This is a genomic window from Marisediminitalea lipolytica, assembly GCF_001758465.1.
Classification (GTDB): Bacteria; Pseudomonadota; Gammaproteobacteria; order Enterobacterales; family Alteromonadaceae; genus Alteromonas; species Alteromonas lipolytica.
In genome coordinates, this window is the sequence record NZ_MJIC01000011.1 from 56,631 (window position 1) to 70,244 (window position 13,614).

Annotated in this window: 8 protein-coding genes; 6 read left to right on the plus strand and 2 right to left on the minus strand. The window is 49.9% G+C overall.

Going from position 1 to position 13,614, the window contains the following annotated elements; all coding sequences use genetic code 11:
• Positions 1-72: 72 nt before the first annotated feature.
• Entirely contained in the window at positions 73-2,847 is a 2,775-nt protein-coding gene (gene prsT / locus BFC17_RS10110; protein ID WP_070176362.1) for an XrtA/PEP-CTERM system TPR-repeat protein PrsT, read from the minus strand.
• 162 nt (positions 2,848-3,009) lie between these two features.
• Between prsT and BFC17_RS10115 the strand changes: the two genes are divergently transcribed.
• From BFC17_RS10115 to BFC17_RS10125, 3 genes are all read left to right on the plus strand, one after another.
• Positions 3,010-4,764: a DEAD/DEAH box helicase gene (locus BFC17_RS10115; RefSeq protein ID WP_070176363.1), complete on the plus strand. Its 1,755-nt coding sequence runs from the start codon at positions 3,010-3,012 to the stop codon at positions 4,762-4,764.
• A 90-nt stretch (positions 4,765-4,854) separates the two neighbouring features.
• Positions 4,855-6,252 carry a siroheme synthase CysG gene (cysG, locus tag BFC17_RS10120; RefSeq protein ID WP_070176364.1) on the plus strand — a complete coding sequence of 466 codons (1,398 nt, stop codon included), beginning with the start codon at positions 4,855-4,857 and terminating at the stop codon, positions 6,250-6,252.
• 63 nt (positions 6,253-6,315) lie between these two features.
• The gene (locus BFC17_RS10125; protein WP_070176365.1) at positions 6,316-7,281 is read left to right on the plus strand and encodes a hypothetical protein; all 966 of its coding nucleotides are present in this window, start codon (positions 6,316-6,318) and stop codon (positions 7,279-7,281) included.
• A 107-nt stretch (positions 7,282-7,388) separates the two neighbouring features.
• Here BFC17_RS10125 and BFC17_RS10130 read toward each other — a convergent pair whose 3' ends face one another.
• Complete coding sequence (locus BFC17_RS10130; protein ID WP_070176366.1) at positions 7,389-8,786, minus strand: PhoH family protein; 1,398 nt, start codon at positions 8,784-8,786, stop codon at positions 7,389-7,391.
• Positions 8,787-9,080: 294 nt separating this feature from the next.
• On the opposite strand from BFC17_RS10130, the gene rapA reads away from it, so the two are divergent.
• The 3 genes from rapA to BFC17_RS10145 all read left to right on the plus strand — a co-directional run bounded on the left by rapA (position 9,081) and on the right by BFC17_RS10145 (position 13,522).
• Positions 9,081-11,903 (plus strand): RNA polymerase-associated protein RapA, encoded by a 2,823-nt coding sequence (gene rapA, locus BFC17_RS10135; protein ID WP_070176367.1) that lies wholly within the window; start codon positions 9,081-9,083, stop codon positions 11,901-11,903.
• A gap of 3 nt (positions 11,904-11,906) precedes the next feature.
• Positions 11,907-12,617: a bifunctional tRNA pseudouridine(32) synthase/23S rRNA pseudouridine(746) synthase RluA gene (gene rluA, locus BFC17_RS10140; RefSeq protein WP_070176368.1), complete on the plus strand. Its 711-nt coding sequence runs from the start codon at positions 11,907-11,909 to the stop codon at positions 12,615-12,617.
• Positions 12,618-12,679: 62 nt separating this feature from the next.
• A complete protein-coding gene (locus BFC17_RS10145) occupies positions 12,680-13,522 on the plus strand; it encodes a DUF3530 family protein (protein ID WP_070176369.1) in 843 nt (280 codons plus the stop codon).
• Positions 13,523-13,614 lie beyond the last annotated feature (92 nt).

Genomic DNA, 13,614 nt, shown 5'->3' on the forward strand with positions numbered 1-13,614 from the left:
GATAAAAATGGCGATACAGGGTGTTCCCCGCATCGCCACTTTAGTTTAAAAGTCAGAGTTTAAAAGCCAGGTTTAAAGGCTGTACTGCTGTTTGAGTTCGGCAACACGAGCTTTGGACTCTGCTGACTCAAAGGTGCGGGACGCCAGGCGGCGTTCTGCCAGGGGTTTAAAATCCATTTTTAGCAACAGTTCAACATAGTTTAGGAAAACCTCATCACTATTAACCGGGCCTGTCATGGCCTGCTCATAGATGGCTTTGGCTTCTTCGAGATCGTCCTTATCAATCAGAATCTGCGCCAGCGTATCGGCAACTTCAGGCGAGTTAGACACGATTTCAAAAGCACTGCGCGCATGTTCTTCGGCAGCATCCAGTAATCCCTCTTCCTGTTCCAGGAACGCCAGATTGTTGAGCGCTATCGCATTATCAGGCTGCAACTTCACCAAATCACGATACACATCAATCGCCGCGGCACGATCCCGGGAGATAAGGCGCTCTGCCTGAAGTAACAGCGCCTGAGTGTTAGTTGGATTTTTCTCAAGAAAATCTGTCACCACCGCTAGAGCAGCATCGGCCTTTCCGGTCATTTCGTAAGCCGCCATAACCAGCAGCAGATTACGAATATTGGGGATTGCCTGGTAAGCAGCTTCAGCGTTAGGAAGCGCCTGTTCTGGCTGATTACGATAAAGCTGCAGACGCGCGGTGATACCTTTAACATAAGGGATCTCACGCTGCTCTTTGCTCAACGTATTCAGAATAGCTTCGGTTTCGGGGATTTGTCGTAACATCGACAGAAAATACGCTCTCACGATGCTAACCTGGCGGTCGGGACGTTTTTCTAAAAACTCTCCCAGCAGTGTTGCACCGGTATCAAACTTACCTTCCAGATCCAGGATCATGGCCATACCCATTACCGCGGGCTTGCTGTTAGGCTGTTTGTCCAGCCAGCTCTGGTAATGTGCTTTAGCTTCATCAACCTTAATGGCTGCCAGTAACAAACGCCCTTTGGTATCCCAGAAGATATCCGGGGTCGAGTCGTTAACCGCTACCTGTTCAATTAATGCTACCCCTTCATCGATTTTTCGCTCGCCGAGATAAACCCGTGACAGCACGATTTTGGGCACATTGTTGTTAGGATTACGACTGACCACGCCTTTCATGTAATCGATGGCTGCACCGGGATTACCCAGCTGACTTTGTACAATGTAGAGTAAAGCCAGCGCAGTCTGATCCGTTGCATCAATTTTTAATGCATCATTAACTGCGGCCAGCGCCTGTTCTGGCTGCTGGTTAATCATGGCTAATGATACACGCTGCAGTTTTGCCGGAATATTTTTGCTATCCAGAGCTTCCGCCGCGCTGATTGCCTTAGCAGCAGCATCATAGTCTTTCTGCGCAATATACACCTGCCCCCTTACCAGCCAGGGACCGACATTATCAGGCTCGTTCTGTTGCCAGTTGTCTGCCACTTCCAGGGCTTTGTCATACTGACCGGTAGCCGTGTAAGCATTAGCCAGGGTTTGTTGGCCAATACTTAATTCCGGTGAACGCTCTACCGCCGCTTCCAGATTTACCAGACCCTCGGCGTCATTGATAGAAAGTTGCAGCACCCCAAGACGGGTTAAATCTTCGGAGGTTGTGGCAATAGGCACGGATTTATCAATCATCGCCCTGGCATCTACCACGTTGCCTTCTTTTAGTAACTGATAGCCTGCTTTGGAAAACAACAGAGCATCGTTTTCGACTTCGCCATCCACTTTTGCCAGCACATCGGTGGCTTCTTCGTTTTTACCCAGATGCAGCAGACTGTCTGCCAACATTCTCAAACCAGGATGAGAAGGCGGTAAATCCGTGGCAATCATCGACAGATGACGGGTGGTAACTTCGTAGTTATGTAACTGATAGGCGCTAAACCCAGCCAGCAAACGTACCAGCGGATCGTTCTGGCCGCTCTGGATTGCTGTTTCCAGGTATTTAAGCGACTCGGCAAATTTACCATCGCGGGCTTTAATTACCCCTTTGTATCGGTTCAGCAACCCGTTATCAGCACTCAGCTTAAGCAGTTCATCGACTATCGGCTCTGCCTCGTCAAAGCGCTTGGTATCCATCAGGATAGAACTCAACAGAAACTTGGTTTCAATATCGTCTGGTTCGACTTCCAGATAAGCCTGATATGCCTCAATGGCCTCGTCGACGTTACGCATAAACATGTTAAGACGGGCTTGCTGAATCAGCACCTCTTTGTTTAAAGGTGCCTGTTCGTGGAGTTTATTTACTTCAGCAAGGGCAGTTTCGATATCTTCTTCCAGCACGTAGCCCAGCGCCAGCGACAAACCTTTATACACACTGCTACTGTCAATCTGCGCGATTTCATCAAGCAAAATGCGAGCTTCGCCTTTTTTCTCCAGTCGTAGCAGCGCTTCAAGCTTGTAATAGGTCACTTCAGCACGCTCTACTGACGTTAAACCATCAACGTTATGGTCAATTTCTGACAGTGCGACTTCTGAATTAGTTTCTTTGTAGGCCAGGCTGATAAGCGGAACAACCTGGCTAACGTTATAGCCAAGGTCCAGTGCCCGGTTCAGTTCTTTTTCGGCAGCGGCATAATTGCCCTGATCGATATACAGCTTACCCAGTTCAAAACGAGCCGTGGCATCACGGGGATCTTTTTGAATAGCGCTCTTGTATTCGATAATGGCTGACTTGTTATCGTTAGCTTCAACAAACTGACGCGCGGCAAGCACATGCTCTTCGCTGGTTTTCTGTCCACAGCCTGTTAGCGAAAGGCTGGTCATACCCAATAACAGTGCGCCCAGAATAGCATTACGGTTAAACGACTTTTTGTTCATAAAGCGTACCTTGCAAATGTTTTTTTAACTTTCCATATTGTTCCAGCGACTAATAACAATACAAGCGTGGTAACAACCCTACTATTGGCCTATAATAGCGTTTTAATAATCAGCTGGCTTTTCTGCTATGCCCCGTCCGAGTTATCCAGGATCCATAATTTAATGACCACAAATGTCGAACTGACCTTCACAGACCTTAATCTTCCACAGCCTATCTTACAAGCCTTAGAGAAAGTTGGCTACGAGAAACCTTCACCAATTCAAGCGGAAAGCATCCCGCTGTTGCTGGAAGGACACGATCTGTTAGGTCAGGCACAAACCGGTACCGGTAAAACCGCTGCCTTCGCTTTACCTATGCTGGCAAATCTGGACGTTGAGGGCAATTATCCTCAACTGCTGGTACTGGCACCAACCCGTGAGCTGGCGATTCAGGTTGCAGAAGCTTTCCAGGCTTATGCCAGCTTCTCGAAAAAAATTCGCGTACTGCCTGTTTACGGTGGTCAGTCATATGATAATCAAATTCGTCAGCTGAAACGCGGCGTACAAGTGGTTGTAGGTACACCAGGACGGGTAATTGACCATATTAAGCGTGGCACGCTAAAACTGGACCAACTGAAATTTCTGGTGCTGGACGAAGCAGATGAAATGTTGCGCATGGGCTTTATCGATGACGTAGAGCTTATTCTTAGCCACGCGCCAGAAGAGCGTCAAACGGCTTTATTCTCGGCCACTATGCCTGCGCCGATTAAGAAAATAACCGAACGTTACCTTAACCAGCCCAAGCATGTAAAAATTGAGTCAAAGGTAAGCACCGCCAGTACCATTCGCCAGCGTTACTGTCAGGTCGCCGGCCATCACAAGCTGGAAGCGCTGACCCGGATCATGGAAGTTGAGCCGTTTGATGGCATGATCATTTTTGTGCGTACTAAAACGGCAACCCTGGAATTATCAGAAAAACTGGCTGCCCGTGGGTACGACGTAGAACCACTTAACGGTGATATTCCTCAGTCAGCCCGTGAACGTACGGTTGATCGCCTTAAGCAGGGCAAAATTGATATTCTGGTTGCTACCGACGTAGTTGCCCGGGGTCTGGACGTTGAGCGCGTAAGTCACGTGATTAACTTTGATGTACCTTACGATACCGAAAGTTACGTTCACCGTATCGGTCGTACAGGCCGTGCGGGTAGAACCGGTGATGCAATTTTGTTTATTTCGCACCGCGAAAAACGCATGCTGCAGTCGATCGAACGTGCCACCCGCCAATCAATCGAAGCAATGCCGATCCCATCGATCTCTGAGCTGAATGAAACGCGACTGACAAACTTTAAGCAAAGCGTGTCTGAGGCCACTAAAGATGACAATCTTGAAAACCTGATGCCGATTGTGGATATGCTACGCGAAGAAATCGAAGCGAGTCCGGAAGTATTACTGGCTGCACTGGTTAAAATCGCCCAGGGCGATGAACCACTGTTATTGAAAGAATCTGACCGCCCTGATTTACACACCAAACCATCGCGCGAGCGTAGCTTTGAGAATAACGGACGCCGCGAACGCGACGGTGGCAAAGGCCGCGATGCGCGCCGTAAATCGCCTCGTGAAAGTCGTCGTCCCGATGAAGGTAAACAACGTTTCCGTATTGAAGTGGGTCATGTGCACGGCGTTAAACCGGGTAATATCGTAGGCGCCATTGCCAACGAAGCCGGAATCGACAGCAAGCATATCGGCGCTATCGAAATTTATGACAATTTCAGTACCGTAGACTTACCTGAAGGTATGCCGGCTGAGACCCGACAAACCCTGCAAGGCACTCGTGTAGCGGGTCAACGCCTGTCAATTCGTGAATGGTCTGATAAGCCACCAGCGAAGAGCAAAGGTAAAGGCCCGGGTTATGGTAAAGGTAAGCCTCGCAGTAAATAACATAAGCGTCTAAAAAATTCTTTTTTATTCGTTTGAACAATATGAATAACGAGGCACACTAGCAGCTATCAACACTATTGAGAGTTTACTATGCGCTATTTTCCGTTATTTATTGATACTCAAAACCTGCCCTGTCTTATTGTTGGGGCCGGTGAAGTGGCCGCGCGTAAGCTCGAACTTTTGTTAAAGAGTGAGGCACAGGTCACTGTTGTTGCCCCGGATGTTTGCGGTACCGTACAACATCTGGCGGCTTCCCCACAGGTAACCCTGCACCAGCGCCCCTTTGAATCAGCAGATTTAAATAACGTCAGAGTGGTTTTTGTTGCCACCAGCGACGAAGCCCTGAATGCCACCATTCACGCCGAAGCGACCAAACGACAGTTGTTAGTGAATGTGGTGGACAACACACCACTATGTGGCTTTATCACTCCTTCTATTATTGATCGTTCGCCCATCGTTGTGGCCATGAGCAGTGGAGGTCATGCGCCAGTTTTATTGCGCTATATGCGGCAGAAGCTGGAGTCATTAATTCCGGCGAACGTGAGTAAATTAGGCGCGTTTTCAGAACGCTTCCGTAACAAAGTTAAATCCAGTCTGGCTTCGGTAACGGCCCGTCGTTACTTTTGGGAATCGGTACTGGATGGCGATATCGCTGAAGAAGTCACTCAGGGTAATGAACAACGCGCCATCGAGAAATTTGATGCGGCATTGTCAGCCGCGATTGAAAATAAACAAACTGAAGGTCAGGTTTATCTGGTGGGCGCGGGACCGGGTGATCCGGACTTACTTACCTTCAGAGCCTTACGCTTAATGCAAAAAGCGGATGTAGTGGTGTACGACAGATTAGTGTCCCCGCAAATTCTGGAGCTGGTTCGTCGCGATGCCGAAAAAGTCTATGTTGGTAAGGCAAAGAGTGTTCACACTGTGCCCCAGGACGATATTAATCAGCTGTTGGTTAAATACGCCAAAGAAGGTAATCGTGTGGTACGCCTTAAGGGCGGCGATCCGTTTATTTTTGGCCGGGGCGGTGAAGAAATTCAGCGTCTTATTGAAGAAGGGATTTCCTTTCAGGTGGTGCCTGGCATTACCGCAGCAGCGGGTGCCGGCAGTTACGCCGGAATCCCCCTTACTCATCGGGACCATGCCCAGTCGGTCGTTTTTGCTACCGGACACTTAAAAGACAACAGTATTGATCTTAACTGGCCGTCGCTGGCTCAGCCTAACCAAACCGCGGTATTTTATATGGGCCTGACCGGCTTACCGATTATTTGCGAGCAGTTGGTGAAACACGGTTTAGCGCCAACCACTCCGATTGCCCTGGTACAGTCGGCAACTACCCATCAACAAAAAGTGATTACCGGTACATTAGCTGACATGCCCTCTCACCCTCAGTTAGGCGAAATAGCGCCACCAGCACTGATTATTGTGGGCGGCGTAGTTAGCTTGCACAAACAGTTAAACTGGTTCGAACCAGGGACTACGGCATAACTTCTGCTATGGCGGTAAATTTACGCTACACTTAACCTGATTGTGACAGCAAGTGTATGCGTAATGAGAAGCCTTTTATATTGTTTCTGCCTGTGTTTGTTTTGTAGCAGTGTAGCTGCAGAACAAACGCTGTACCGCCGCACATCCCAAGCAGATGGAGCTCGCTATGAATATGCCTGGCTCGACCACGACAATAACCCACGCAAAATTGCTTTTGTACTGCCCAAAGAAAATACCCAGTCGCTGCCCGTACAACAAATTAACTATAATTCGGCACTGGCACTCAGAGCAGTGGAAATAGAGCTGCTTAAGGCAGCCCGCGAAATAGACCCCCGAGTTGCCAGATTTAAGCTGATCAATCGTCATGATTCACTGGAATTTGTGCTAACAGGAAAAGACAAAGCACTGTTAGAACAGCTTACCGATGAGTTAAAAAACACCCAGGGAGAAGCCCTCGACAGCTATCTTGCAGCGCGTTATTTTCAGCATTACAAAACGCCGATGCTGGAAAAAGCGATAAAGCCTAATCATGTGCGCTACATCCAGGAAAGTACGCTTCCGCTGATACCTTTGGCCCAGGCGCTGTACGAAATTGTCGACGAACAATCCAACGCCCGCTCGTACTTAAATCTGTTACTAAGTTGGGCCCAAAGCATTCCTTACGATGAACTAACCAACCGGGTGTCCAGCAATGGCTCGGGTTTTTCACCGCCTTTGGCGATACTTAATCAGAATGTCGGTGACTGCGATAGTAAGTCAGTACTTACTGCCGCACTTATCCGCGCATTTTTGCCCGGTAATGCCATGCGACTGGTGCTACTTAACAAGCACGCGTTACTGGCCATTGCCATGACACCACTGACCAAAGACACCACGTTAATGATTGAAGGCGTGCCCTATATTTTGCTGGACCCCACCGGACCAGCCCAAATGAAACTTGGGGAAATAAGCGACAGCACCAGACTTGGCCTCGCTTCTAAACAATATACTCTGGAAGTGATCCCGCCAGCCATGGCACAACAGCAGTAAACCCAAAGATGAGTGAAAGCTGTTTGCCTGGCGAAGCTCAGCAGACTGATAGTATCTTAAAGGTAGCCCCGCAACCCCGGGAAAGGATTGCGAGGACAGGCTTTTGCTTACAGATGATGTTCGGCAAAATCTGCCAGACGGGAGCGCACCACACCATCCAGGTTAATCGTAGAACTGCCGGAGAAGTCTTTAAATTTCTCAACCAGATAGGTTAAGCCCGAGGTAACAGCACTCAGGTAGTTACTGTCAATCTGCGCCAGGTTACCACTACAAATCAGCTTAGTGCCTTCACCACAGCGGGTAATAATGGTTTTAAGCTGAGATGCCGTGAGGTTTTGTGACTCATCCAGAATAACAATGGAATTCTGAATGCTCCGGCCACGCATAAAGTTAACCGACTTAAACTGAATATTGGCTTTTTCCATAATGTAGCTCATGGAGCCTTTCGTGTTCTCGTCGTGTTTATGCAGCACTTCCAGTGAATCGGTAATCGCGGCCAGCCACGGGGCCATTTTCTCTTCTTCCGTCCCCGGCAGGAAACCGATGGATTCGGCAATTTCCGGGGTATTACGGGTAACGATAATCTTATCGTACATGTTACGTTCAACGACCATTTCCAGCGCAGCGGCCAGCGCTAACAAGGTTTTCCCGCTACCAGCCGGGCCGGTCAGGATAACCAAATCAATGTGCGGGTCGAGCAGCGAATGCAAGGCCATGGCCTGGCCGATATTTTTCGGATTTATACCCCAGGCATGACGCGACATCAGGCGGTCATAGCCCAAATCGAGGATCTCCATGTGGTCGCTGTCCATGGACTCAACCAAACCAGCAAATTGCTTACTGTCATCAAGCAGGAATTCGTTTACGTAGGCCTCGGGTAATAAAGATCGCGGTACGGTGTGAATGGTATCGCGCCCTTCAGAACGACTGTCGACGGATTTAACCCGTTCCCAAAAATCCCCTTCAAACTGATGGTAACCTTTAGACAGGTACTTAATATCAGAAATCAGCTGGTCAGTACGGTAATCCTCAACATGAGCGAGTCCGGCACCTTTTGCCTTTAGCCGCATGTTGATATCTTTGGTTACCAGTACCACTTCCTGTGAAGCAAACATGGTTTGCAAATGCAATGCAACATTGATGATGCGGTTATCGTTTTCGTCACTGGCAAATATCTGCTGTGACTCATTCATATTCAAATCAGCGTAAATTGACAACGAACCAGTGGGGCGGTTTTCACCGGCACCAAACCCACTCAGGGGTACACCGGCCAGCATTTCTTCCGGCGTCGCATCGCGCAGTAAATCTTCCATGGCGCGGATACATACCCGGGCATCACGGGCGACATCTTTTTTGCTGTCTTTAATGTAATCAAGCTCTTCCAGTACCGTCATGGGTACTACGACATCATTTTCTTTGAAAGAGAGGAAAGCGAGGGGTTCGTGTAGCAGGATATTGGTGTCGAGGACGTATATTCTGGTGTCTGCATTGCTTTTTCTTGGCATCCGTTACTCCAATGAACATGACCAAGCTCGTCTGATTGTCGACGTGCTATAACGAGCCGATGTATACGGAGTTACCAGCCGACTGACACTCCGCATCACATCGACCATTAACTCCACCATAATCCAGTTTTCCCAACTATTCACTTTTTTTTGCGTCATTTAGACAAATTAATTTGGTTGCACTGAATTTAAGCGCGCAATTACGACAAGATCTGCTCTGATTGCTATATTGAGCAAGACAGCTATGGTGGGGATCAGTACAATACGCCCCCCGGTTATCGCGGAGTAGTTAAAATGAGTACCGACACACAATTTGCCATCGGCCAGCGCTGGCTGAGCAACACCGAAACAGATCTTGGATTAGGCGCAATTATTCGCGTGGATTTCCGCTCAATAGAAGTCTTGTATCCGGCCACCGAAGAAAGCCGGATCTATACTAAAACAGACGCCCCATTAACCCGCCTGACCTTTGCCGAAGGCGACATGGTTAAGTCGCAGGAAGGCTGGAGCTTATGTGTCGAGTCGATAACCGAACAACAGGGCGTGCTGATTTATCATGGTGTGCGCGAAGACACCAAGCAGGCAACTACGCTGGCCGAACCCCATCTTGACCATCATATTCGTCTGAATCAGCCCGAAAAGCGCTTATTTAACTACCAGTTTGATCATCCCAAGTGGTTTGATCTGCGTTACGCCTCTTTTGCCAGTGAACACGCTCACGCCCGCTCAGACACCATAGGTCTGGTTGGGGCTCGTATTGAGCTAATTCCGCATCAGCTGCATATCGCTTCAGAAGTGGGCCGTCGTTATGCGCCACGGGTACTATTAGCCGACGAAGTAGGCTTAGGAAAAACCATTGAAGCAGCGCTGATCATCCACCAGCAAATTCTTACCGGCAGAGCCTCGCGCGTGTTAATCGTAGTGCCAGACACACTTCTGCATCAATGGCTGGTAGAAATGCTGCGCCGGGTTAACCTGGCCTTTGCGATTTATGACGAAAGCCGCTGCGTCGCCCTTGAGGATGAAAGCGATAACCCCTTTGATAACGACCAACTTATTTTGTGTGGCCTTAACTGGCTGACCAGCCACCCTAAGCGCCAGCAACAAATTCAGGAAACCTCCTGGGATTTACTGGTGGTGGATGAAGCTCATCACCTGGCCTGGTCGGCAGATGCGCCTTCGCAGGAATATCAGACCATCGAAAAACTGGCAGAAGCAACGCCGGGGGTACTGCTGCTTACCGCTACGCCGGACCAGTTGGGTCACGAAAGCCACTTTGCGCGACTACGTCTGCTCGACCCGGCCCGTTTTTACGACTATACCGCTTTTCTGGAAGAGGAATCACAGTACTCAGCTCTGGCTGAAGCCGTTGAGCCTTTGATTGATGGTGGTGAATTAAGTACAGAGCAAATCAGTCAGCTGAATAATCTGGCACCAGAAATCTTGGCCCAGTTTGATGACTTAAGCTCCGATGAAAATCGCAATGCTATTTTGCATCAGCTTATCGACTGTCACGGCACCGGCCGCCTGCTTTTCCGTAACCGCCGCGCCGCCATTGAAGGTTTCCCGTCGCGCCATTTACATGCGTATCCGTTGCCCAAACCTGAGCTTTACGACAATGACGACGTTACCTCATTGAATGAAGCCCTGTATCCGGAGCGCCAGCCCGCCCTGGAAAAACTGTGGCTTGATGCCGATCCGCGGGTAGCCTGGTTGCTTAATTTACTCCCGGAAATTAAGCCAGACAAAGTGTTGCTGATTTGTGCCAGCGCTGCAACCGCACAACAGCTGGCAGAAGTGATCCGGGTGCGTACCGGCATTCGCCAGGCGGTATTCCACGAGGGCATGAGTATTGTTGAGCGGGATAAAGCCGCCCACTACTTTGCCGATCCGGAAGATGGCGCGCAAATTTTGCTGTGTAGCGAGATAGGCAGTGAAGGCCGTAACTTCCAGTTTGCGCACCACCTGGTATTGTTCGACTTACCACTGACACCGGATTTACTGGAGCAACGGATAGGCCGTCTGGACCGGATTGGTCAAACGCAGAATATTCAGATCCATGTTCCGGTAATAGAAGAGTCCGCTCAGGCCGTATTACTCAAGTGGTACCACGAAGGGCTCAACGCCTTCGAACAAACCTGCCCGACTGGCGGTAAAGTATTTGAATCGGTGCAGGAAACACTGGTGATGAACTGCCTGACGCCGTTTGACAACGAACTCCAGCAGGAGCTCATCACCCAAAGTCACCAACTTAACACTGAGTTAAAAGCGCGCCTGGATGCCGGCCGGGATAAATTACTCGAGCTTAATGCGGCGGGCGTGGGTCGCATAGACACGTTGCTTGAGCAAATTGTCGCTCAGGACAGTGCTTCGGATCTGCCAAAGTTTGCCGGCCGCTTATTTGATGCCATTGGTATCCAGCAGGAAGAAAAAGGCCAGGACTGCTTTATTCTGCGCCCCACCGAATCCATGATTGGCCACCTGCCGGGCCTTGATCCGGAAGGTATGACGGTAACCTATCGCCGCCGCACTGCAACCACGCTGGAAAACGTACACTTCCTGACCTGGGATCACCCATTAATTCATCACGCCATGGAAATGGTGCTGACCGATATTTACGGTAAAAGTAGTGTGGGCTTTGTGGCAGATACCACTCAGCCGAAAGGGGCCTATTACCTGGAAACCTTGTTTGTTTTATCCGCCAAGGCACCCGCTGCTTTGCAACTGGAGCGATTCCTGCCGCCAACGCCGGTTAGATTGTGTCTGGATGCGAAAAGTCAGTCTTCCGATATCGATACCTCTGCGCACCGGCCACTGGGCAGAAAAATTGCCACCCAACTGGTGCAGGCGCTGACGCCGCAGTTGCAGCAGCATTTACAACATGCCCGCGATCTTGCTCACCAGCAGGCGAACCGGATATTAAGTGAAGCCATGAACGCTATGCAAACCACCTTAGGGGCTGAGGTACAGCGACTCAAAGACCTGCAAAAGCAGAATCCGGCCATTCGTGACAGCGAAATTGAGTTTATCGAAATTCAGATGGCCGCACTGACCAAGGTGATACAGCAGAGTGATGTACAACTTGATGCCGTGCGAGTGCTGGTTAACAATCCCTGACCTATGAGTGCTAATCCAGAGTTTGTTTATCAGCCACCGCTGTCGCCCTACCTGAGTTTGTTGTACTACGATGATGATGTCATTGTGATCAACAAGCCCAGTGGTTTATTGAGTGTGCCGGGGAAAGCCCCGGAACACCGGGATTCGCTGATCGCCAGATTACAGCGGGTTTTCCCGCAGGCTCGTATTGTTCATCGACTGGATATGGCCACTTCCGGTGTGATGGTGGTAGCACAGCATAAAGACAGCCACCGCCAGCTATCCCGCCAGTTCGAACTGCGCCAGACCGCCAAGCGCTATTATGCCCGGGTTGCAGGAACCCCGGAAAAGACCGCCGGTTCGATAGATTTACCACTGATTTGCGACTGGCCAAACCGTCCCAAACAAAAAGTCGATTTTGACGCCGGTAAACCCGCCCTGACCCATTATCAGGTAGTTCAACAACTGCCAACCGAAGCCCTAATTGCCCTCACGCCGGTTACCGGACGCTCGCATCAGCTAAGGGTGCATATGCTGGCGCTTGGTCATCCCATTCTGGGTGATCGCCTGTACGGTTCGCCAACGGTTATTGCCAGCGCACCGCGCCTGCAGTTGCATGCGCAATCCTTATGTTTTACCCATCCCGTCAGTGGAGACAGGCTGAATTTTAGCGCACCGTTACCCTTCTCAGACTTTTGTCCGCCTCCCTTTACCGAAGATACCACCGGCGCTTAATTTTTTATCGCGCCGGCCGATAAACTACTATTAGTGTACTTACAGATTTGCTTAGCTTTCCTATGCGCCAGAGCTTATACATTGCCAGAAATGTCGTATTTACCTGCCTGCTGCTGGGACAGGCGTATTGCGCACAGGCATTAACGCTGGATGATTTTTCGTATTATTTTCACGATGAAGATTTACTCAGTCTGACCGTGGCTGACCAGCAAATTCCCGCACTTGAAATTCAGCCTCAGCTCCCGCTGGCGCGGGGCACAGCAATTATTCTGGTATCGCTGCAATCGCAGTCTGTTAACCTCGATACCGGCTTGGTATTGGGCGACTCGCTAGCTGAAAAGGGCTGGCGGACATTGCTTATTCCCACCGACTTTACTCAGGCACAAGCAACCCAAACACCGCCCCCTGCCAGCGATAAACCTATCGCGAATTTACTTACTGCCCCGGTAGACTATGATGCCTACCGTTTACAGATTATCGGTTTGATCAATGCCGCCTATAGCCATGCCAATCAGTATAAGGGATATACTTTTGTGGTCGCCGAAGGGATGACCGCAGCAGTGCTGCTTGATGCCCTGCATAATAGCTTGCTCAATCCGCCGGATACCCTGGTCAGCGTCGGTGCCTTCTGGCCCGCTCGCACGCAAAACAATGCCCTGGCTGATATGCTCGCTCAAAGTGGTTATCCGGTGCTGGATATCAGCCTGCCCACTTTAAGTCAGTGGCAATCCGCCACGGTTGATAAACGCAGAAAAGCCGTAGCAGTGAGTTTAAAACAACTTTATCGTCAACGTTCGTTTACAGCTCAGCAAAGTTATGGCGGTGCTGGTGACCGTTTACCCCGCCCCGGCAGCGCCTGGCTGGGCACCGAAATATACAGCTGGCTGCGCTATCTGGGCTGGTAACAATTCAGGGGGCAACGCCCATTTCTCGCAAAACTCTTTGTTGGTTCAGTATTTTTTCTGACGACGCCGGTGACCGGCTACAGGGCCTTAAA